This window comes from Peribacillus sp. FSL P2-0133, assembly GCF_037975445.1.
Classification (GTDB): Bacteria; Bacillota; Bacilli; order Bacillales; family DSM-1321; genus Peribacillus; species Peribacillus simplex_E.
The window spans coordinates 5123616-5146665 of the sequence record NZ_CP150254.1 but is presented as its reverse complement, the minus strand read 5'-3'; the positions used below and the strand labels follow the sequence as shown (position 1 = coordinate 5146665).

The 23050-nt window shown below is 40.5% G+C and carries 21 protein-coding genes and 1 pseudogene; 15 read left to right on the top strand and 7 right to left on the bottom strand.

Annotation, left to right across the window (positions count from 1 at the left end; all coding sequences use genetic code 11):
• Positions 1-15: 15 nt before the first annotated feature.
• The 3 genes from MKY17_RS24780 to MKY17_RS24770 form a co-directional block, all read right to left on the bottom strand.
• Positions 16-585 carry an MEDS domain-containing protein gene (locus MKY17_RS24780; RefSeq protein ID WP_098369277.1) on the bottom strand — a complete coding sequence of 190 codons (570 nt, stop codon included), beginning with the start codon at positions 583-585 and terminating at the stop codon, positions 16-18.
• Positions 586-730: 145 nt separating this feature from the next.
• Positions 731-1366 carry a FusB/FusC family EF-G-binding protein gene (locus MKY17_RS24775; protein WP_098369278.1) on the bottom strand — a complete coding sequence of 212 codons (636 nt, stop codon included), beginning with the start codon at positions 1364-1366 and terminating at the stop codon, positions 731-733.
• A 152-nt stretch (positions 1367-1518) separates the two neighbouring features.
• A complete protein-coding gene (locus MKY17_RS24770; RefSeq protein WP_076370080.1) occupies positions 1519-1782 on the bottom strand; it encodes a CD3324 family protein in 264 nt (87 codons plus the stop codon).
• Positions 1783-2141: 359 nt separating this feature from the next.
• Here MKY17_RS24770 and MKY17_RS24765 point away from each other — a divergent pair, with 359 nt between their 5' ends.
• Entirely contained in the window at positions 2142-2786 is a 645-nt protein-coding gene (locus tag MKY17_RS24765; RefSeq protein WP_098369279.1) for an SDR family oxidoreductase, read from the top strand.
• A gap of 44 nt (positions 2787-2830) precedes the next feature.
• Here the strand turns inward: MKY17_RS24765 and MKY17_RS24760 are convergent, their stop codons facing one another.
• A complete protein-coding gene (locus MKY17_RS24760) occupies positions 2831-3397 on the bottom strand; it encodes a sugar O-acetyltransferase (protein ID WP_098369280.1) in 567 nt (188 codons plus the stop codon).
• 365 nt (positions 3398-3762) lie between these two features.
• Between MKY17_RS24760 and brnQ the strand changes: the two genes are divergently transcribed.
• From brnQ to MKY17_RS24740, 4 genes are all read left to right on the top strand, one after another.
• Complete coding sequence (gene brnQ / locus MKY17_RS24755) at positions 3763-5094, top strand: branched-chain amino acid transport system II carrier protein (protein WP_339201016.1); 1332 nt, start codon at positions 3763-3765, stop codon at positions 5092-5094.
• Positions 5095-5616: 522 nt separating this feature from the next.
• The gene (locus MKY17_RS24750) at positions 5617-6483 is read left to right on the top strand and encodes a MoxR family ATPase (protein WP_098369282.1); all 867 of its coding nucleotides are present in this window, start codon (positions 5617-5619) and stop codon (positions 6481-6483) included.
• Positions 6484-6498: 15 nt separating this feature from the next.
• Entirely contained in the window at positions 6499-8415 is a 1917-nt protein-coding gene (locus MKY17_RS24745) for a VWA domain-containing protein (protein ID WP_098369283.1), read from the top strand.
• A 216-nt stretch (positions 8416-8631) separates the two neighbouring features.
• Positions 8632-9327, top strand: a complete 696-nt coding sequence (locus MKY17_RS24740) for a hypothetical protein (RefSeq protein WP_098369284.1) — start codon at positions 8632-8634, stop codon at positions 9325-9327.
• A 51-nt stretch (positions 9328-9378) separates the two neighbouring features.
• Here the strand turns inward: MKY17_RS24740 and MKY17_RS24735 are convergent, their stop codons facing one another.
• Positions 9379-9498, bottom strand: a complete 120-nt coding sequence (locus MKY17_RS24735; RefSeq protein ID WP_061465287.1) for a DUF4023 family protein — start codon at positions 9496-9498, stop codon at positions 9379-9381.
• Positions 9499-10287: 789 nt separating this feature from the next.
• Between MKY17_RS24735 and MKY17_RS24730 the strand changes: the two genes are divergently transcribed.
• From MKY17_RS24730 to MKY17_RS24690, 9 genes and pseudogenes are all read left to right on the top strand, one after another.
• The gene (locus tag MKY17_RS24730; protein ID WP_098369285.1) at positions 10288-10758 is read left to right on the top strand and encodes a hypothetical protein; all 471 of its coding nucleotides are present in this window, start codon (positions 10288-10290) and stop codon (positions 10756-10758) included.
• 258 nt (positions 10759-11016) lie between these two features.
• Entirely contained in the window at positions 11017-12393 is a 1377-nt protein-coding gene (locus MKY17_RS24725; protein WP_098369286.1) for a sensor histidine kinase, read from the top strand.
• Between the two features lie 9 nt (positions 12394-12402).
• Positions 12403-12987: a response regulator gene (locus MKY17_RS24720; protein WP_098369303.1), complete on the top strand. Its 585-nt coding sequence runs from the start codon at positions 12403-12405 to the stop codon at positions 12985-12987.
• Positions 12988-13131: 144 nt separating this feature from the next.
• On the top strand, positions 13132-14403 hold the full coding sequence (eutH, locus tag MKY17_RS24715) for an ethanolamine utilization protein EutH (protein ID WP_098369287.1): 1272 nt from the start codon (positions 13132-13134) through the stop codon (positions 14401-14403).
• 18 nt (positions 14404-14421) lie between these two features.
• On the top strand, positions 14422-15828 hold the full coding sequence (locus MKY17_RS24710; protein WP_098369288.1) for an ethanolamine ammonia-lyase reactivating factor EutA: 1407 nt from the start codon (positions 14422-14424) through the stop codon (positions 15826-15828).
• Positions 15829-15846: 18 nt separating this feature from the next.
• Positions 15847-17211 (top strand): ethanolamine ammonia-lyase subunit EutB, encoded by a 1365-nt coding sequence (locus tag MKY17_RS24705; RefSeq protein WP_098369289.1) that lies wholly within the window; start codon positions 15847-15849, stop codon positions 17209-17211.
• A 32-nt stretch (positions 17212-17243) separates the two neighbouring features.
• Positions 17244-17969: pseudogene (gene eutC, locus MKY17_RS24700) on the top strand (ethanolamine ammonia-lyase subunit EutC); the annotation flags it as partial.
• An 802-nt stretch (positions 17970-18771) separates the two neighbouring features.
• On the top strand, positions 18772-19212 hold the full coding sequence (locus MKY17_RS24695) for a cell wall hydrolase (RefSeq protein WP_098369292.1): 441 nt from the start codon (positions 18772-18774) through the stop codon (positions 19210-19212).
• Between the two features lie 251 nt (positions 19213-19463).
• Positions 19464-19733: a hypothetical protein gene (locus MKY17_RS24690; protein ID WP_098369293.1), complete on the top strand. Its 270-nt coding sequence runs from the start codon at positions 19464-19466 to the stop codon at positions 19731-19733.
• Positions 19734-19851: 118 nt separating this feature from the next.
• On the opposite strand, the gene MKY17_RS24685 is transcribed toward MKY17_RS24690, so the two are convergent.
• Together MKY17_RS24685 and MKY17_RS24680 are read right to left on the bottom strand one after the other, a co-directional pair.
• Positions 19852-20247 carry a DUF3888 domain-containing protein gene (locus tag MKY17_RS24685; RefSeq protein WP_098369294.1) on the bottom strand — a complete coding sequence of 132 codons (396 nt, stop codon included), beginning with the start codon at positions 20245-20247 and terminating at the stop codon, positions 19852-19854.
• Between the two features lie 331 nt (positions 20248-20578).
• The gene (locus MKY17_RS24680; RefSeq protein WP_141994579.1) at positions 20579-21991 is read right to left on the bottom strand and encodes an FMN-binding glutamate synthase family protein; all 1413 of its coding nucleotides are present in this window, start codon (positions 21989-21991) and stop codon (positions 20579-20581) included.
• A 212-nt stretch (positions 21992-22203) separates the two neighbouring features.
• Here MKY17_RS24680 and MKY17_RS24675 point away from each other — a divergent pair, with 212 nt between their 5' ends.
• Complete coding sequence (locus MKY17_RS24675) at positions 22204-22950, top strand: DUF2071 domain-containing protein (protein ID WP_141994580.1); 747 nt, start codon at positions 22204-22206, stop codon at positions 22948-22950.
• Positions 22951-23050 lie beyond the last annotated feature (100 nt).

The following is a 23050-nucleotide window of genomic DNA, read 5'->3' as shown; positions in this document are numbered from 1 at the left end:
TAAGCGTGTTGTTTATTATTTCAAACTAGATGGCAAGTATTGTTCACAGATGATGATATCATCGTCTTTTAGAACATAAGGATGTGTTTCCAACAATATGGTTTTCAGGTAGTCTGGCATCCTCTCACCTTTGTACGCACAAATTAATGGAAACGACAGCAGGTTTACAGCTTCATCTACTGTTCTCTCAAAATCCTCTATGATATGCAGCGGTTCTTCCATGGTTGCCCATTCAACATGTGCCCATGATCGGAAAGAGATTTTATTTTCCACATAGGGCTGTACCGTTTTATTAAAGTATTCTTCGATTGCAGGAGGATGATAACTGCCGCTTGAACAATAGAAATCGAAGTTGTTCACAAAGTGAATGAACTCCATTTGATCTTTCGTATACCGAGTGCTCAGTTCTTTATGAATGATGGGGTAAATACGGTCATTTTCAATAAGAATGACATAATCTCCCGCTGCGATGCCCTCTTGGATAAAATTCAAAACTTGTTTAATATAATTTTCCATTTCATTATAGGAATACAGCACATGAACGTTTTTTTTGTCTTCAAACAACTGATTCATTTTGCTTTTCAATATATCATTCCTTCTTTCATGTATCGCTTCAATTATACTTGAATTCCATAAGCAGGACAAAATGAGAATTTTTTTAACTGACGGCTTCGGTGCTTGACAAAAACAAAAAAGCAATCCTTCGCCATTGAAGGATTGCTTTTCCTAATTATTTCAGCCGCTCGATTAGGTCGGTCATTTTATCCAAAGTCGTTACGTTCTGGTTGCATTTCATACTGTCCAGACAAATATAATTACCTTTTTTTATGAATGTCCCTTGGACGGTTCCTTTTGTTTCAGACATGAACATCCCTACTTCTTCAAAGCGGCTGCATATGGCACAGATCCCTTTTTTGTTGGCAGGTTTAATGGTTCCATGCAATCCGGTGAGTTTATTATGATGGGGTGCAATGATGAATTTCTTTCCGGAACCGACATCATCCCATCCCAAGTATGAAATCTCTCTCAAATCAATGTTTTCCAACAAAGGGGCTTTTAATTTCTTTGCTTTAGGAAATAATTTTTTTATCGTTTTTTCGGTTACTTCTTTAAATGGGATTACAAATGGCTTTACCTGTAAGAGAAAGACTTCGGCTTGTGCGGGATCTTTAATGGTATCTACTGGATCCAGCAGTTGTTTTTGCTCTTCGCTCAAGGCACTGAATAAGCTTAATACTCGTTCTTTGGCGACTGTCTTCAGGGTGTTGATTACATCCTTATCGTTGGCCGTCGCGTGTCCATTTATGAGAATCTGTGTTTGGGATTTTATGAAGTTATACTGCACGCTCCTGATAAAAGGTTCCATTTTCTTCACTCCTGTTTCTGTTGCTGCGATACATATTACGTTTTTATTTACTTTACAGAAAATGCATCCTCATTAAAAGGGGGAAAACGACTAAGAAACATACTCGGCATACAAATAGCACTGATATCATTATCAGTGCTACTCATGCAATCCTATTTGGAATAAACGATTTTCTTGATGGTTTCCGCGGAGAGAAAATATTCCTCTGCTAATTGATGGATGGTATGACCGTCTTTGAATGCATATTTTATAGATGCATTTCGGTCATCGATCAATTCCCTTGATCCCGAACGGGTTCCCCATTTGTGATGGGCCTTTTCAGGTTTAGGGATATATATGGTTTCACCTTGCACATACTTTTGAATTTCAACGATCAGCTTTTCAGGCAAAACGGCCGTCGCTTTTACATATTTCATTTCTGCCAGCCCCTTATTCTTTTTTAAGAATGAAATAAGGTGCAAAGCCGAATATTAGAAATGATAAGGCGGGCGATTAAGTTTAGCTTAATTCAACCCCATGCAAAGTATCGCCTCCAATACTAGGCTTTGCATGAGATGCTGCAGAAGGTGGCATTAACATTCTTATTGCCATCTTTACACCTCCCCGTTGTGTCCCTGAAGAACACGTATTGTTCTTATTATAAAATATATAAGGGTGGTTGCCAAACTATTTCCAATGTTAAAGATGACTCGGCGGGCTGATTGTTTGATAATGTTCTGAGTCCATGAAATAATTTGAATGGAAACCAAACTAACCATTATGGGAGCTGACCTTTATGAAAGTATTCGTAGTTGGGGCAAATGGGCAGATCGGTAAATATCTTGTAGATTTATTAAAAGATAGCCCGGAACATAGTGTACGGGCAATGGTTCGTAAAGAAGAACAAAGTAGGCATTTAGAGAAAAATGGAATTGAATCTGTCGTCGTGAGCTTAACCGGATCGGTGGAAGAGATTACGAATGCGGCAAAAGGCTGCGATGCCATCGTGTTTACAGCAGGATCCGGAGGAAGCACTGGTGCTGATCAAACACTGTTGATTGATTTGGATGGTGCTGTTAAAACGATCGAAGCGGCAGAAAACTTGGGAATCAACCGATTCATCATGGTGAGTGCTTTTCAGGCCAATAATCGCGAAAACTGGAATGAAGCCATCAAACCGTATTATGTGGCCAAGCATTATGCGGATAGGGCGTTGTTACAAAGCGATTTAAATTATTCCATCATTAGGCCAGGCGGTCTGGTGAATGAACCGGGGACGGGCAAAGTGGCCGCCGCCGAAGAATTGGAAAGAGGTTCGATTGCCCGTGAAGATGTGGCTCGAACGATTTTTGCTTCTTTAACTGAAGAAAATACCTACAAGCGTTCATTTGATTTAATCTCTGGTGATACTGCAATCGCGGAAGCATTAAGGAAAATTTAACGAAAAAAAGGAGGCAGGGTCACTCAGGGGGAGTGAGCCCTGCCTTATTTAATTCCTTCAATATGCTTGATGACCTTCGCTGGGTTTCCGCCGACAACGACGCCTTCAGGAACATCCTTTGTTACGACTGCCCCTGAAGCGACAACGGAATGATTCCCTATAGTTACGCCAGGATTGATGATGGCCCCTCCGCCAATCCATACATGATCCCCGATCGTAACCGGTTTTCCGTATTCCACTCCAGAACTGCGTTCAAAGGGATCCAGCGGATGTGTGGCTGTATAGATATGCACTCCGGGAGCCAACATGCAGTCCCTGCCAATTTTCACTTCACAAACATCCAAAATGACACAATCGAAATTAGCATAAAAGTTTTCCCCGACAGAAATGTTGTATCCATAGTCACAACGGAAAGTGGGTTCAATATATACATTTAGCCCAGTGGAACCTAAAAGCTGTTTCAGCAGGGCAGTTCGTTCATCCCCTTCGCTTTCCGTTGTCTGGTTGTATAACCGGGTCAACTTTCTGGCATTTTCCCTATCTCTTACTAATTCCGGATCAGCGGCCATGTAAGGTTCCCCGCTCACCATTTTTTCTTTTTCAGTATTCATGTTAATTCCTCCTATTTTCTTGTTTTTTAGATAGTTTTAATGAATATCTGAATATTAAAATATTTTTTCCGCAAAATAAATTGCAGTACTTTTTACTCAATTTTTCCGTTGAATCTGAATGCCTCGCTCATTTTCTTAAAAAGAAGTAAGAAAAGAAAGATTTTTCCGAATAATTAATGAAATAGCTTTGACAAACTTTCTGCCTGATTTTATAGTAAGGAGAGTTATGGATGATTGATAGTTTCATAAAGGTACATTTTAACAGATAGGTAGAATACGTTCGCAGTTCTTGTCACTTTTTTTACGGAAAATTGATGGACAACTCTTTTCTTCGTTAAGATAATCAACACAATGGAGGGCTCTATATGACACAGAAAGCACCACTTTCTTTTATCATTGTAACAGGGTTAATGCTTTTTGCTTTATTTTTTGGTGCAGGAAACTTAATTTTTCCTGCCATGCTCGGGCAATCCGCGGGGACTAATTTATGGTCGGCCAGTTTAGGATTCATCATTACTGGGGTGGGTTTGCCATTCATTACAATATTGGCATTTGGTTTTTCGGGAAAAAATGATGTTCAATCGCTTGCAAGCAGGGCACACCCGTTATTCGGCATCATCTTCACAGTCGTTCTTTATTTGTCTTTGGGACCGCTTTTCGCACTTCCTAGAACGGGGAGTGTATCCTATGAAATAGGGATTAAACCTTTCCTTTCTAATGATGTCGGCTTTTTACCATTGCTGATATTCACGATCATATACTTTGGAATTGCCTGTTTATTATCCATCAATCCATCAAAAATGCTGGATATCGTCGGGAAAATATTAACACCATTATTATTGATTTTCATCGGGATCCTCATTGTGGTCGCCATCATTAACCCAATGGGTGAAATCCAGTCACCAGCGGCTGATTATTCAGATAATTCTTTCTTCAAGGGATTCAAAGAAGGATATTTGACTATGGATACGCTGGCCGGATTTGCATTTGGGATCATAGTCATCAACGCAATCAAAGATAAAGGGGTAACATCAAGAAAAGAAGTGTTAGGATTTTGTATGAAAGCCGGCTTAATAGCTGCCACTTTGTTGGTGATCGTTTATGCGTCTATAACTTATGTCGGGGCAACAAGTGTGGAAAAGCTCGGTCAGCTGGGTAATGGAGGAGACGTTTTGGCTCAAGCCTCGAATCATTTCTTCGGATCGGCTGGTGCTGTGTTGTTAGGGTTGATTGTGATCGCTGCATGTCTAACGACAAGCATCGGTTTGATAACGGCTTGTGCTACGTATTTCAATAAAATACTGCCTGCTGTATCGTATAAATCATATGTTGTCATCTTTTCTGTTTTTAGTGCGGCTGTTGCCAATGTAGGTTTGACCAAGCTCATTTCCATTACAGTGCCTGTGTTAACGGCTCTTTATCCCGTAGCGATCGTTTTGATTGTTCTAACATTCTTCCATTCCTTTTTTAAAGGGAAATCGGAGGTGTATTTAGGAAGCTTATTATTAACGGCCATCATCAGCATAATGGATGGAATAGTGGCATCAGGCATTAAAATGGAATCTGTTTCGGACCTTTTCACTCAATACCTTCCACTATATAGTGTAGGGGTAGGATGGGTGATTCCAGCCATCATCGGCGGTGTATTGGGCTATATGATATACCTAATGAAAGGTGACCCTAAGGAAGCCTATTAAGGGTCATCAGAATGAACTTCGAATAACGTTGCCTCCAGGCACTCGCTTTCCGCGGGAGGTCCGGGAGCCTCCTCGGCGCTCTTTGCGCCTGTGGGGTCTCCCTTGGACGCGCTTTTCCCGCAGGAGTCTCGAACACCCGCTTCAATCAACTGGATTGTTTTTTAAAAAAACTGTAGTCTGGTTTCATCTCGAACCTTGATTAAGACAAGGTTACACTTTTGTTTTTTTATTATTTTATAACCCTTATTGGATTGAAGTAATTTGCGACACTCTTGCCGAATAACTGGTTAGCCGAGACCCCACAGGCGCTTGCTTTGACGAGGCTTGGCAGACAGTCGGCGGAAAGGGAGCGGATTTCTGAAATTAAGCTGGAACGTCTTTTAAATAAAAAACTGCAGGCAAACTAGCTTTTCTTCTAGTTTGCCTGCAGTCTGGGAGCTGTCTTGATGCAGCTCCTTTTCTTAGTGTTTGTTTTTAATGGGAAAGAGCCTTAAAATGTTCAGAAAGGGGTGTAGGAACACAATGATCAATCGATTACCAATAGAAATCGCAAATATATTACAAGCAAGCAAAAAAAATCCTGCTCAATTCGAGGAATTGATCAGGAGCGGCGGATATCTGCCTCCCGAGATGGAGCTGATGGTGGATGCCATCACGGCCTTAAGCATGGGGAAGAATATCCTTTTGAAGGGTCCGACAGGGGCTGGAAAGACAAAGTTTGCCGAGACATTATCGAATTTATTCAACCAGCCGATGTTCAGTGTCAACTGCTCAGTCGACTTGGATGCCGAAAGCTTATTGGGCTTCAAGACATTGGCTTATAAAGAGGAAAAACAAGTGATAGAATTCGTACCTGGACCAGTGACCAATTCGATGAATCACGGTCACTTCCTATATATAGATGAAATCAACATGGCAAAACCGGAAACTCTGCCGCTTATCAATGGTGTGCTTGATTACAGAAGGACGATAACGAATCCGTTCACGAATGAAGTCATAAAGGCAAAAGATGGCTTTAATGTGATTGCTGCAATCAACGAAGGGTATGTCGGTACAGTGCCGCTGAATGAAGCGCTAAAAAATAGGTTTGTCGTAATTGAAGTTCCTTATATCGAAGGGGAGCAGTTAAAGCAATTGATAGAAACCAATACAAAGTTGAAGGATCCAAGAAGCATTGAATTGTTCGTTAAACTGTCGAGTGATTTGATAAATGCCGTGAATCAAGGGAAGGTGGCTGAAGATGCGGCATCGATCAGGGCTTTGCTTGATGCTTGCGATCTGAGTGTGTTGATCCCGCCGAAACGGGCGATTCTTCGTTCCATAGTGGATAAGTTGGACGAGGAACGGGAGCGTGAGTTTGTGAAGAACTTGGCTGACACATTATTCTAACTAGGAGAATGCCTCATGAAGTATATCCGTTTCAATGATTCAATAATAGATACGGCTCTTTTTTTACAGCTGCAGGATCTCTCGACTGTTTTATCCGGCATTCCTGAGCTGGAATTCGAATACAATTATGGTTCCTTCATTGATCTTATCGAGAATAAGGTCACAGCCAGCCATTTTTGGGAAAATGGCAATAAGGAAGTGAAGGAAGCGGGACTGAAAACGGACGTGCTCCTTAGGACGATAGGTACGCTGCATCATTCAACAATCCAGAGCATGAAGGAGTACCAGGATATCATCGGGGAAAGTTCGCTTCCGAAGTTTGCAGCCCAATTATTCGCTTTACTGGAAGACTTGCGATTGGAAGAATTGGTGAAGAAGGAAAGGCCAGGCACGAAAAAATGGTTTTCGGTAAGAGGGGCTTACCTTAAACAATATTTCGAAAGCCAATTGACGACGAATGTCACAAGAAGTTTTGCACTGGATGAATTATACTGCCTCATATATTTACTGCTTCAATCTGACAGGCCGGACCCGATTTTCCCAAGAGCCAATGTAAGGCAGCTGGAAGAACTGGAGAAACTCAAGCCGTTCATCCATTCTGTCTTTGAAGCCACTAAAACCAGTGACATCACGAGGATTTGTGAGCAAATCGTTTTCCGTGTGAACGATGGATACGAAGATACGATGAATGAATATTTCATCTTTCCCATTGCAAATGTGGAAAAGTATAAGGCAAATACCTTATTTGATGAACTGACTAGAAATGATGAACTGTTGAACGATGATACAGAAGATGCAGATGAAGAAAAAAGTGAGTTCATTGATGAAAAATTCTCGACATGGCACCGGGAGAATAAGAACGGCGAGAGTAATTCGACTTTTCTTCAATTTGAATTGGAGCAGGGAACGAAAACAAGTCTGATGGGCGGAGGTGCACGGGAAGCGGAAGATGCCGACCAAGCACTGGCTTCCATCCAGGGTTCATCAGGGGAAAGTAAACAAAAGGAATACAATCAGCAGGAAACGCTGGAGAAGAAACAAACGAATATGGGCAAAAGTGGTGAACATCCATTTGGTGAAGAAAACAAAGACGTCGTTCAGGTAATTAAGGAAGCGAAAATACCAACACTTACGGAAGAGAAACGCTACCGTGAATTTGTTGCGGATATCGAACCGTTCAAGAGAAAACTCTCCAGTACAATTGAAAAGACACTGGAAAATAAAAAGAACGCACCAAGAAAAGATTTGGTTTTTGGCCGCTTATCGAAGAAATTACTGCCGCTTGTTTTTGAAGAAAATCCTCGGGTCTTTTATAAAAAGAACCAGGATTCAAATGAAATGGATGCCGTATTCACATTGCTGATCGATTGCTCCGCTTCCATGCATAACAAAATGGATGAAACGAAACGAGGGGTCGTCCTGTTTCATGAAGTACTGAAAAAATTAAAGATCCCCCACTCAATCGTTGGATTTTGGGAAGATGCAAATGAAGTGAGAGAAGGATATCAGCCGAACTACTTCCATGTGATCCAGTCCCATTCCGATTCTCTTTATCTAAACTCAGGAGCTAAAATCATGCAGCTTGAACCAGAGGAAGACAACAGGGACGGATACAGTATCAGGGTTGCCGCAATGGAATTGGAAAAAAGGCGGGAAAAGAACCGGTTCTTGCTCGTGTTTTCCGATGGTGAGCCGGCAGCAAGCGATTATGATCAAAATGGCATTGTCGATACACATCTTGCTGTTTCGGAAGCCAGGAAAAAGGGCATAGAAGTCATCGGCCTGTTTTTAGCGGATGGAGGCATCGAGGAAAGTGAAGAACTGACGATGAAAAACATCTATGGAAAAGAGCGCCTAATGATTCCGAGTGTAGCTGAATTGCCAGAGCAATTTACACCGCTGTTAAAAAAACTGCTGCTGAAGACCATATGAGAAACGAAGTTCCCCCACTCGTCATTTAAAACGGGCAAATGCATTTGATTAGAATATTAGTAAAAAGCGCAATAGGATTCAATGGATCTTACTGCGTTTTTTTTTGTAATGGAAGTTATTTGAAGTAAGTGAATATATTGGTGGAAATTTGAAAGAACGAATGCGATTCTTTTGGCGGGATTAGGGTAAATCCTAAATGAGGAAGTGATCGTTTTGATGAATTTACTTTTTATGTTGCTTTATTTTATAATCATCGTTCTTGTTATTGAAATATCGGTTACCTTGCTGAAATTGACTGGATTAAAAAGCACAGTGGCCAGATTTCAGGTTATCTCCATGCTGACGGGTACTGGTTTTACAACTGACGAGTCAAAATCCATCATTGATCATCCCGTTCGAAGGAAAATAAGCATGTTTTTAATTTTATTTGGTGCTTTCTCACTTGCTGTCATCATTTCATCGATCAGTACATTGCTTACGGATGATCTGCGCTTGATGGAGTTAAGCATCATTATAGGAATACTGGTGGTTCTAGTCGTATTAGTGAAATCTCCATTCCTGCATAATAGAATATCGAATAAGATGAAAAGTGAAATGTACAATCATTATGAATTATGGGAACACCCGATAGAGGAGGTCCTCTTTTTAGAAGATGAAGACGTGGTCATGGAAATCGATATTTATGAGGAATCAGAATTCATAGATGTCAAAGCCTTTGATGTCATATCACAGGGAGCGGACATCAATATCTTATTTATTGAAAGCGGAGAAGTGAAAATCAGGAAAGAGTTATATGAGTATAAAATCAAATTGGGCGATAACCTCTTTTTATATGGAAATAAAAAAGAGATAGAAGACACATTCTCAAAAGAAATTGAAGAGATGAAGAAGAAAAATAGTACATCGGAGTGAAAAGAATCCCAGCCCTATGTTAAGGCTGGGATCTTTTGAAGATGGGCCTCATTAATGTTTTTTATTAGGTAATTTCTGAGCGGGATTCCCGTTGCCTTGACGGCGGAAATTGCCTTCTTCCTTTTTCTGCTGCTCTTGAATGCTTTCAACAAATTCCTTTGAACTTTTCATGGAATGTACCTCCTCTGATATTTTCTTCTTTACTATAACCAGAAGAGGTGGAATTCATGAGTATGGAAGAAATGTTGACTTTCTTATAAATAGGATAGATGGTAATGTGTGGAATTAAAATATTTTTTATGAAATGAAACCACCCCGACCTACTAGCATAGCACCAAACGAGACTTCTCTAAACCCTTCCTTAATATCCTTCGTGAATTCCTGTTACGTTTAACCCGGAAATTAAACCAACAACGATTACTATTATAAAAATATCCTGCCATTTCTAACATGAACAAACAACCTTATTCTAAAACGCCAGATACTTGTCTCAAATTTGGGGAATTAAATTTCAAAAATGAAACACCATGATGCGATTCAGATGATTTAATTGAATTATAAAAACAGGTACTCCATTAAAGCGAACCAAAAAAAATGGAGTAGACCTGCTATCTATGGAGATTCATTTGCTACCAAATTTCGAATGAAATCATAGACGGGAGCTGGAAAACTAATAAGCACAACTTATGTAACGTACTATCAAACAAAAACTTTTTTTGGAATTTTAAACTAGGAGATGAATTAGTTGAAAAAAATAATTTCATTCTGTTGGTGGTGGTCAAGGAGGAGCATTTTCTTATGGAATTTCCACAGGATCAGGTAGAGACTACGCGGACAATCCTCCAATTAGCAGTGTGAAAAGTTACTAAAAAAATTAAGAGAGAATTTACCTTTTTTACTCTTTCTTTCTCATCAAAGCTTTTATTGCAATATCTAATGGTTGAAGGGGGAGGGGGGAGCGTGCGAAAGTTAATTATTGGTACTATTATTGGTATTGTGTCAATTTCATTAATAGTATATGGATATTACTACTACATAGCTCAAATGGATAAAAAAACCAATGCAATTGAACTTAACGTCGAACAATCACTTGAACATCAATTGACAACAGACGACTATGAGAGTTTTATTTATAAAATTACCAATCATACAAATAAAAATGTTAATCTACGATTTGCTACAGGTAATGAAATAGACGTAGAAATCCATACTTTAACGGACAGTCCAATTAAAGAGGGTACTATCATTACTGTTGAACCTCAACCAACTGAAGAACACTACAAGGAATTTAGTAAAGGAGAAACATGGGAGTATACGATAAGAATTAATTCAAAGTTGCTTACAAAAGGTGACTATCAATTAACTGCCCAATTTACTCCAAGTAATGCTATATCTCATAATAAAGTTGAGCAAATAATAACTCAACCTTAACAAATATAAAAACAAACTTCACAAATATGCTACTAAGTATCCACTAGTAATGTTCACAATCAAAAAGGGACAAACAATAAAAAGACGGAATTGCTCCAAATTCGGGGAAATTCGGTCTTTTTACGTTTGGAAAATATCCCTTTAAATATCGCTATCTAATGTTAGAATACATTACGTTAGAATATTTTGAATATTGACAAAAATAAAGGCGAAATCTATAATAATATCCATGAATAAACATTTATTGGAGTTTTGCCTATGGAACGGACAATGACTGTCCGAGAATTATGTGAGATGCATACTCATTTACTGGACAAGGATATTCAGATTCTTGAAAATCTATCAACGAATTTATCGTTAATAGCTAATTTGAATAAAGCGAATGTGTTTATCGATTGTCCGGTGCTTGAAGGGAAGCATGCCATTGTCGTCGCAGAGGCATGCGGACATTCAGTGAAATCGGTTTATGATCATCCGGTTGTCGGGAAATTTGCCTATGAGGCTTTTGAACCGGCAGTATTTTATGTATTGCGGACCGGTAAGGACATGTTCGTGAATCGGGCATTGACTCAAGAGGGAGCAATGGTCCAGCAAAGTGTCGTTCCAATCAAGGGGGAATGCAATCGGGTCATCGCCGTTTTAATCATGGAAAAGGTGATTCATGAAGAACCTGAAACTTCAAAACAGTTTGATAGGCAAGATCAACAAAATTCCTTAGTTCCTGAATTTATCGAGGAGTCCATTTTCCTGATTAATAACCAAAACCGGCTTGTCTATACGAATCCAGCTGCCATTAATCTAGTATCGGATATATGTATGACGGACTGTGTTTTAGGTGAATCCATTTTCGATTATTTTCCTGGCTTTGCCGATGTTCTTGCTTCAAAAGAAGACATTTTAATGAAGGAAATGAACATTGGTAAAAAGATTTTCCAAATAAAGAAATTCCATTTGGGCAACAAGAATTCCGATGAAACGTTCATCATCATCCGGGACCTGACAGAACTGCGGGATAAAGAGAGAGAGCTGATTAGCAAGTCAGTGGCCATTCGTGAAATTCATCATAGGGTGAAGAATAATTTGCAGACAGTCGCCAGTTTACTTCGGCTGCAAATGAGGATAGGAGCCCCTGAAGAGAGCAAGCCTCATTTATTGGTCAGTTTGAACCGGGTGTTAAGCATATCGTCGGTTTATGAAATCATTTTGGCAAGCAGTCAGGTCGATCATGTGGACCTGCTGGAGCTTATTAGGAAAATTGGCGATATGATCGTTCATACGGAGGGTCATGCCCGTCAAAGCCTGAGCATTGAATATAGTGGTGATGAGCTTCATTCCATTGATTCCGACATTGGCATTTCTGTCGCGCTGGTTGTGAATGAGCTCATTCATAATTGTGTGAAGCATGCTTTCAAGGAAGGGACGGAAGGGAAGATTGCCGTATGCTTTCAAAAGGATGGTCCTGAATTGGAAATTCAAGTAAAAGATGATGGCATCGGATATTCACCGGCAGTGAAACCAACTTTAGGGCTGGATATCATCCGCATGACGGTGGAAAATGATTTGGATGGGGAGTTTTCGATTCATCGGATTAAAGAAGGTACCCTGGCTTCTGTAAGATTTCCATACAAGAGGTAGGTGGGAGAAGTGGTCAAGAGGATTTTGGTCGTGGAGGATGAATCGATTGTTCTGCTTGATATAACGATCATGCTCAAGGATGCAGGCTTCGACGTGGTAGGACATGCCCGTAACGGCGAGAAGGCGATTGAATTGGCACATGAACTACAGCCGGATCTCGTTTTGATGGATATCAAAATGCCAAAAATGAATGGGCTTAAGGCTAGTGATGTGATATCCAATACCTTTCAGATTCCGGTCCTGCTTTTAACTGCATTCAGCCAGCGTGAATACATTGACGAGGCGAAGCGCGCGAATATCGTCGGATATCTTGTAAAGCCAATTACGGAGGCGAATTTGATTCCGGCGGTGGAGATAGCTTTGCTGCAAGCAGCCAATACAAAGAAGCATCAGGAACGAAATGCTCAATTGGATGAAACGCTCACAAATCGTAAAGTCATTGAAAAGGCAAAAGGAATTATCATGAAAAGGAAGAATGTAACGGAAGAAACCGCTTACATTAAGCTGAGAAGGCTAAGTATGGATAAGCAGCTTTCCATGGAGACGGTGGCACGTCGAATCATTGCAAATGATCAAAAACAAGTAAATAGATGAAGCAATGGCGCTTTGATGGACCAAAATGGTTGAAGGCAGGCATTTCTGCCGAGCAACCTAAGTTTGGGCTATAAGAGGCGTCTTTTTTATACCCTTTTTTTAAGTCGATAGGCCAAAATAAATCGGAATTCAGGGGGAATATGTATGGAGATGGTTGGTAAGTTCGTTATTTATATCATTATGGTGTGTGCCGTTGTCGGTGCTATTGCATCGATTAAAGACAGTGAGCAAGGCTTGGGCAAACAGTTCATGGAAGGTTTGCATACCGTTGGCCATATATTTATCCCGGCAGCTGGAATCATGGCCTCGATCCCTTATTTATCATGGTTCATCGATAAAGTATGCGGCCCGATTTTCGCTGCGATCGGTGCAGATCCCGCCCTCGCCGCAACAACGATTTTGGCAACGGATATGGGGGGTTACCAATTAGCGGCCGAGCTGCAGCAATCATATGAAGGCTGGATCATGGCGATGATTGTCGGATTCATGTCAGGGGCAACGATTGTATTCTCGATTCCAATGGGACTTGCGATGCTGGAGAAGCGTGATCATAAATACATGGCACTTGGTGTCATGTCAGGAATCCTGACGATTCCGATTGGCGCTTTTATATCAAGCGTGCTGGTGGTGGCAACGAATTCGAAAATCCGAGAAGTGATTTCCACGAATGCGGATTCTACATATGAATTCGCGTTGAGCTATTTGAAAATTGCCCTGAATCTTTCCCCTCTTCTTATTTTTGTGGTCTTGCTCGCGCTAGGTCTTTATTTCCTGCCGGATTTGATGATCAAAGGTTTCATGTGGTTTGGAAAAATATTGGATGCCGCTATCAAACTTGTACTCGTGTTTTCAATCGTGGAAATTTTCACCGGACTGTTTTCCAATGTACTTGGTGCTTGGGGTTTCCATCCGATCATGGCCGATAAGGCAGACCAGTTCCGTGCTCTGGAAACGGCGGGGTATATCGGGATAATGCTGGCAGGTGCTTTTCCAATGATTTACCTGATTCAAAAATACGCAGGCAAACCGCTTGAAGCGATGGGCGGCAAAATCGGGCTGAGCAAAGCGGGGAGTGCAGGGATATTAGCCACGGTAGCCAATATATTAGCGATGTTCAAACTTGTTAAAGATATGCCGCCGAAGGATAAGGTCATAAACATTTCCTTCGCCGTGTGTGCGGCCTTCCTATTAGGGGATCATTTATCATTCACAGCCAACTTTCAGCCCTCCTTGATATTGCCGATCATTGTCGGAAAGCTATCTGCCGGAGCGATTGGAATCGGTCTTGCTTACTGGCTGTCCGTACCGAAAGCTTTGGAATTGGAGGAAAAGGATCGTGAAGCAGGAGTTATCGGTGTAAATGAATATAAAACGAAAAACGAGGAAGAAAACAGCAATGAAATCCAAGTGGTGTAAAACTGGGGTGTGATTTTAATGAATGAACAGGTGGAACGAATCATCAGTGCAGGAATTGATATTGGCACCAGTACGACGAAACTTGTCATCAGCGAGCTTTCGCTTAGGAATGTGGCGGGTGGCGGACAGGTGCCAAAAATTGAAATTACCGAAAAGAAAATTCTGTATCGAAGTCCCATTTTCAGGACCCCGCTTTTATCCGATACGGTTATTGATATACCTGCTGTTCAAAGAATGGTGGAAAGTGAATACCATCAAGCCGGGATCACGATCGATAACATACAAACAGGGGCTGTCATCATTACCGGAGAAACGGCAACGAAACAAAATGCAGAAGAAATGGTTTACCGGTTATCTAAAGCGGCGGGGGAATTCCTTGTAGCGGCAGCCGGTCCGGACTTGGAGGGAATCATTGCCGCCAAGGGATCGGGTGCCCATCAACATTCCATAAAGACAAGAAAGACTGTAGCGAACATAGACATTGGCGGGGGAACGGCGAATATTGCCGTATACCGTTCCGGCATGCTTTGCGGAACTTGCACACTGCATATAGGAGGCCGTTTGGTGGAGTGGGAGGGAGCGAAGGTGAAGGTTGCTCCTTCAATAGGGAAATGGCTGAAATCAAAGGGGCACTCTCCTATGAATGGTGATGGGGCAATCATTACAAATGAAATGGCGAAGGTGCTTTCGAGGTTTTTGGCTGGTTCATTCACAAAAGAAGATGAACTCCTTTTAGTGGGGAAGGAGCCATCATGGGAAGGACGAATCGATGTGTTGATGTTCTCGGGAGGTGTCAGTGATTGCATCTATCATCAAGAACGGGAGGACAAAAGCTTCCGGGATATCGGCATGATGCTTGCCGCCTCTATTAAGGAAAATGAAGAATTGGCTGCATGGGAGTGGGAACAGCCCGTTGAAACGGTTCGGGCGACTGTCCTTGGAGCAGGCGCACATACGACTGAAATAAGCGGTGCGACCATTGAGGTGAATGATTCTCATCTGCCCGTTCGCAATATCCCGGTCTATCGGGTCGATTTTCAAGACGTGATTGATGATGTAACCGCGAGAATGGCACATGCTGTTCAGGATGCGATCACGATATACGACGCCTTGCAGGAGGGCCTGAATTTTGCCTTTTATTTAACGAATTTACCTTATCAATCATTTCGGGACATTCACCAGCTCGCAGTCGCTTTTACCGAGGCTTTGATGCAAAAACCGAATCGGCAGCAGCCTCTGATCATTGTCATGGATAGTGATTATGGGAAGGCACTTGGTCAAACCATTCTAGCGAACCAACCGGATCTGCCGGTCATCTGCATTGATCAGACAGAAGTGGAACATGGTGATTATTTAGATATAGGAAGGCTGCTGCGGACAGGGGTCGTTCCGGTTGTAGTAAAAACGCTAACCTTTCACAGTTAGGAAAAGGAGGATTATACGATGAAATTATCCACTCAATACTTTGGGGAAATCCATCAATTCAAATCGTTGAAAGAAGTCATGGCCAAAGCGAATGAAGAGAAATCAGGAGATAGGCTTGCGGGAATTGCAGCAGATTCGGTCCAAGAACGGATTGCGGCGAAAGCGGTGCTTAGCGAATTGACCTTGGCGGACATCAGGAACTATCCCCTGCTCTCCCCGGAAGAGGATGAGGTGTCGCGGATTATAGATGGTCTCATCAATGGAACCATCTATCAATCCGTGAAGAACTGGAGCGTTGCCGAGCTGCGTGAATATATTTTGAGTGACGAAACGACCGGCGAGGATTTAAAGCGATTAAGCAGGGGATTGAATAGTGAAATGATTGCTGCGGCAGCCAAATTAATGTCGAACCTCGACCTTATCCATGCAGCCAATAAAATTGAAGTGCTCACCAAGAATAATAGCACAATCGGATACAAAGGAACGCTTGCTTCGCGCCTTCAGCCTAACCACCCTACCGACAATGTCGATGGCATGCTGGCTTCTTTAAAAGAAGGCCTCTCCTATGGAGTTGGGGATGCACTCATTGGAATCAACCCTGTCGATGATTCGGTCGAAAGCGTAAAGCGGCTGCTTCATGCGACACAGGATGTCATCCAGAAGTGGAACATCCCGACCCAAAATTGTGTGCTTGCGCACGTGACCACGCAAATTAAGGCCGTACAGCAGGGTGCGCCTGCCGATATGATTTTTCAAAGCATCGCCGGAACGGAAACGGCCAATCGCTCTTTTGGAATCAACGTACAATTGCTCGAAGAAGCTAATGAGGTCGCGAAGGCCTATGGGACCGGCACAGGCCCGCAGCATCTTTATTTTGAAACGGGGCAAGGCTCCGAGTTATCGGCTGAAGCGCATTTCGGAATCGATCAGGTGACGCTTGAAGCCAGGAACTATGGATTTGCCCGGTATTTTGATCCGTACATTGTCAATACGGTCGTCGGATTCATCGGACCTGAATATCTATATAACAGCAAGCAGGTCATCCGCGCCGGGTTAGAAGATCATTTCATGGGAAAAATGCATGGACTGCCGATGGGTGTGGATATTTGCTATACGAATCATATGAAGGCGGATCAAAATGATATCGAGGACTTGGGTGTACTTTTAACGGCGGCTGGCGTGAATTTCATCATCGCAACTCCGATGGGGGATGACTGCATGCTAAACTATCAGTCTTTGAGTTATCACGATATAGCGACTTTAAGGCAAACGATGGATAAGCGGCCTGCCCCATTATATGAAGCCTGGCTGGAGAAGATGGGGATTATGGAGAATGGAAAATTAACGAAGCGTGCCGGTGATCCAACTATATTTAACCATTAGGAGTGGATGATATGGGAATGAATAATAAGGAAGAATTGGATGCCTTGATGGCGAAAACCCCTGCGCGGATAGGTGTGGGAAGGGCAGGGACGCGGCCGAAAACGGATTCTTGGCTAAAATTCCGTTTTGACCATGCGGCGGCCGTCGATGCTGTATATGGTGAAGTCAGTGATATTCTTTTGAAACGCTTGGATTTATTCAAGGTGAAAACGAAGGCCGCTGATAAGGAAGTCTATTTACGGCGTCCGGATTATGGCAGGAAGCTTTCGGATGAAGCAAAGCGGTTGATAGAAGCCAAATGCATAAAGGCCCCAACGGTTCAAATCATCATTTCCGATGGTTTAAGTGCCAAGGCGATCGAAGAAAATGTGGAGGATGTCTATTTATCTTTCAAACAATCTTTGGCACTGGCAGGTCTGAATACGGGTACACCTTTTTATATTGAAAAGGGCCGGGTTGCCGTGATGGATGATATCGGTGAAATCCTTGGACCTGAGGTCATTGTCCTGTTGATCGGTGAACGGCCTGGTCTAGTCAGTGCTGAATCATTGAGCGCTTATATTTGCTATAAACCACGTTTGGGCACGATTGAAGCAGAGAGGATGGTCATTTCCAACATCCATAAAGGAGGGATTCCCCCGGTTGAAGCTGGAGCGCATCTCGGCACGGTCATTCAAAAGATCCTCAAATACCAAGCGAGCGGCATGTCCCTTGTGAAGAAGGAACATGAAGAAGAAAAGCGTGAAAAACTCGGCTGAGAAATAAAGATGGAGGTGCGCATTACTCCAGTCAGTTTGTAGGAAAAAGGGGGTTCGGGATGGTTCCGGATGATGACTAAGACTAGGTCGTTGGTTTCCTCTCCAGGCACTTGCTTTCCGCGGGCGGTCCGGATCGTTCTCATTTCGAACAATTATTTTAATACATGACTAGATTATCCTTCATGTTTTTTTACTGAAATCAACTGGAACATTTTTTTAATAGGCTCTGTTAAAGGATGTTGTTGATTTCCTTGATGAACTAACGGGGCAGGTTAGTTCATCAAGGAATTAAAGAATACCCATGTCTAATTATTTCCTTATATGTTAAAATAAAGAAAATGAAATTATGAAAAGAAGGGTTAGTTTTGATAAAAACTGTATTTGTAGGTTTATTATCATTTATCTGTGTAAGCATAATATTTTTATCGATCGGATATTTGTTTGATTTTAAATTGTTAATGTTTAGTTTTTACGAAGAAACTTCAACAGGGTTCGAACTTGGAGGTTCAGTACTTCCTTTTATTATCGGGATAATTTGTAGCTATTTTATCGGTAATTACTATCAAAAAAAGAAAATATAATTATTAAGCTAACGGGTGCGTTAGCTGAAGATCGGAGCTGTCTTTAAGGCAGCTTTTTCTTATTCAACTAACGGTGCAGGTTAGTTGAATAAAGGGAAAAAAGAATGCAATAGTTTTCATTTTACTTAAAAGCTGTAAGTTATTATAACTAAGCATTTATATTACATAAATAATGACATGACTGTAGGCTATTTTTCATACAATATTTTTGGGGTGAAAAAATGGCAAGAGCGAGTTACCGAAGTTCAGACGTTGACTTAATGGCAAGGATGATGAGAGCTGAAGCCGAAGGTGAAGGACAACAAGGAATGTTATATGTTGGAAATGTAATTGTGAATCGTCTTGTAGCTAATTGTTTAGACTTTAAAGGTTTAAGAACAATTCCACAAGTCATTTATCAAGTACAAGGAGGAAATTATTCTTTTGAAGCTGTTCAAAAAGGGAATGTATTTTATCAAAGAGCGAGAGGTATTGAAAGAAGATTAGCAGAACAGAATTTGAAGCACTGGAGACAGCATCCGGCTAGATATGCTCTTTGGTATTTTAATCCATATGCTCCATGCCCTCCAACATGGTATGATCAACCTCATACTGGTCAATTTAAAGACCATTGTTTTTATGAACCAAAACCTGGAACATGTGATAGTGTTTATAGAGGTTAAGCTTACTCTTTGAGTAAGCTTTTTTACATTTTTAAAATATTTATACAATATAAAACTTTTAGTAATAGTTTTTATCTAAAAAAGTAAGATTGTGAATTATTGTACTTCAGCTAACGGGTGCGTTAGCTGAAGATCGAAGCTGTCTTTTAAGGCAGCTTTTCTTTATGAAACTAAAGGGGCAAGATAATCCAATAAAAATATACACATTTACTATATTTGGTAAAATAGATTAAAGGAGAAGGGGGGGAATCATGAAAAAATATTTAGGGGTTATTTCGTTTGCTTTTATTATCTTGGTTATTTGTTTCTTGGCTGCAGATATAACTCGAGTAATTGAAACTGGAGTAACAACTTTTCGTGTATTAATGATATGCGGAATCATTATATCTCTCTCTTTCTCTTTTCTCAGTGAGAAAGGGATTTGGAGAAAATTAGCTCTAGGTCTCAGTATATTTGTTGGTTTATTTTACTTTATAGCTTTCGAATTAATGAGATTAGTATTCCAGGGTAATGGATTTTAAATTGTTTATTCATCTAGGTGCTTTACTTCAATAAGAGAGTTGCTTCGGCAGCTCTTTTCCTTATGGAACTATCGGGGCAGTTTAGTTGAATAATATTCCTGAAGAAAAAGCACCCTTTTTACAAAGGATGTCTGCATTCAGTTATTTCGTTCGGCTTTAACCTTTTTCTTTTGAAATCAATAGCCTGCCACTCTATGGATTTTTCATTACTAAAAGTAATCGTCACTAAATCATTGGGAGGACCGTGAGCACCTTCAAATGTTGTTACCTGCACGGTGACATTAAATAAGTAAGTGCCTATTGGCAGCTTCTTAATTTGGGTTATTTCACCACAATAATTTTGTTTAATTTCGCCATATTGCTTCTTCAATTCTTGTTGAATTGAGGGATAAAGCATAATGAAAATCAAGTCATCACGCAACTGTATATCATTTTTAGTTACGGTTTCGGCTTGAACAGGAGAATAAGAGAAAAGAGTTAGGCAGGCAATCAATATTACAAGGCTTTTTTTCATAAAGAACCTCCATTCAATGTTGCTCTTATTATGAACAATTAAAGAAATTCTTATTAAACTAACGGGTGCTATAGTTCAAGAAGCTAATGGCAGCAATTATAATTATTATTTTGTTCTTCCGCAATCGGACGCATTAGTTGAAGATGGAGTTGCGATGGCAGCTCTTTATTCTTGCTGATCAACTAACGAATAGGTAAAAGGACCACACATATTAGACATATCAAAAATGTGTGGTCCTTTTAATATCAAAGGTTAAACTTACCTTACTAAATATAACATGTGATCGTTTGCCAATCTGGATATTTTGAATTTGCTTTCTATACACATTCAATTATTTCTCTTTTTGTATGTCTTCCCAAGGTTCAAACGAAAAGGGAATTCCAATCATTTTAGCAGTCAATTCATCATAGGAAACTAAATCTTTTTTTGACAACTCCTTTAAGGAATGTTTCCCCATCGCTCTTAATGCCATTTTCATTTCTTCTATACTTGCTGTAAAGAATTTCTCTGCTGCTTTTACTCCATCTTCTATCTTAAATTGATCCTTGAATTTACCTTGATTCCAAACAACTTGTGTAGGTGGTTCAAAGGGAAGAGCATTCAATGCTTGACTATGTGAGACAGCAAATAATATGGCAGATCCTACATAAACAGCATCAGCACCGAGTGCAAGTACTTTTAAAAAGTGCCCAGGTACTAATAGCCCTCCTGAAACAATTAAACTAATTTGCCCCTTCATTTTTCTCTTTTCTAAATGATTAACAGCCCGGACAACTGCATGCAATGTTGGTATTCCCATGTCATCGGATAAAATGGGGGGGGCACCGTGTGTGGCTGCTTGGCCGCCGTCAATCGTAATGAAATCAACACCGAGTTCAATTAAATGATCTATATCTTCTTCGATTTTTCCACCTGCCCCCATTTTTACACCAATGGGAACACCACCAGTTATGCTCCGAAGTTCATTAACAAGTTTTTTAATATCTTTCAATGTTTGATTTTTAAAAAAATGTTCAAAAATGACTCCATCCTCATTTTCTTTAAGCCCCATCACTTCACGAGCCCGACCTGTTAAATTTGTGGGTGAAATTTTCCCCCCCATCCCAGCTAGTGCGCCTTGTCCGAACTTAATTTCAATCATGTCGGCACGCTTAATAAGATCTTCTTCCTTTGACCATTCTGTTTTTGAAAACTGTAAAATATATTTTCCTGCTTTATCTAATTCTTCAGGTATTACTCCGCCTTCTCCGGAATTAATCGCGGTTCCTACATTTTTTGCTGCTTCCGCCAAAGAAAGCCTTGTTTGTTCACTAAGTGCGATACCATAGGCCATCCCTGTAATCATAAGAGGAATTTTTATTTTCATTGGTTTTTTTGCTTTTGGTCCAATGGTTACCTTAACATCAACGTCTTCTTCACCATCAATAGGAAATGGTGTCGTTTGTGCAGGGATAAAGGTAATTGGATCCAAATGCGGCCATTTTTTTGAAGAGCCAAGTGGTCGATGCAGGACGTCGCCTGTTTCTGCACGCAAGCTATTTTCAAGCATATTTTGAACGCCCATATGCCTTAGTCCTGGCATTAACTCCATAATATTTTCTTGATAGCTGTCGGTTAAAATGATTTTTCCCATTTTCTTAACTATACGTTTCATAATCCAACGCCAACCAACAAGCATGAATAAAAATAGGACAAATATTATTGCAACCATCACAAAAGATAAATAGGATAGAATGTTCGACATATTCACTTCTCCACTATCAAATTAATTTAACAGCTCAATATTGTTGTTATTTCCAGAAAAAGTATAATTGTGTTATTTTATAAAGATATCAGTCACAACTTTATAGGGTGAAAGTCAATACAGAGAGCAATTGAAAAATACAAGCAACATCAAATGATTTTCTGAGTTTTTTTTCACCCCTTAACTAAGTAGATATAAAGGAGATACTTTTCATGAACCTACTAGATGATAACGCTCACCGTCCTTGGCCAATACCTTCAAAAAAATGGATTATGCGACAACCTTGGAGAAATCTCTTGTTTACCCATTGGCCTATTCCAGCTGAAACACTAAGACCGCATATTCCTCTTCATTTAGAAATTGACACCTTTGATGGATATGCCTGGTTGGGAGTTATTCTCTTCGTTATGGAGGGAATTTATCCTCGTGGATTGTCATCTGTATCACTAACCCCTAAATTTTCAGAAATCAATGTAAGGACATATGTTCAATGTGATGGTAAACCCGGTATCTTTTTCATGTCTCTTGACGTTGAGGACTGGGCCTCCTATATAATAGCCAAGAAATGGTTTCGTTTGCCCTATCATTCTGCACAAATTTCTTTAGAAAAAAAAGGACAAACCTTTCATTGTCAAAGTATCCGTAATGGAAAAACAAATACTCCAATTAGATTTAATGCAAAGTACGCTCCAATACCAGAAGTTTATTTTCCTAAAAAAGGAACTTTAGATCATTGGCTCACAGAGAGATATTGCTTGTATAGTACGGATAATGGAGTCAATATCTATTGCGGAGAAATACACCATCGTCCTTGGCCGCTACAAAAAGTAGAGGCAGAGATATGTACGAATACACTTTTTACTCCCTTTAATTTTGACCTTACTGAAGTCAATCCGCTTTTTCATTTCTCTAAAGGTGTTGATACACTTATATGGAATATTAAGAAAACACGGTTCTAGTGTATAAAGATTCCTTGAACTATTCATTTCTTTCGAATTCGAGGATTAAGAAACTTCACTTAATTTCAATACTCAATATCCCTCACATCTAAAACTTAAA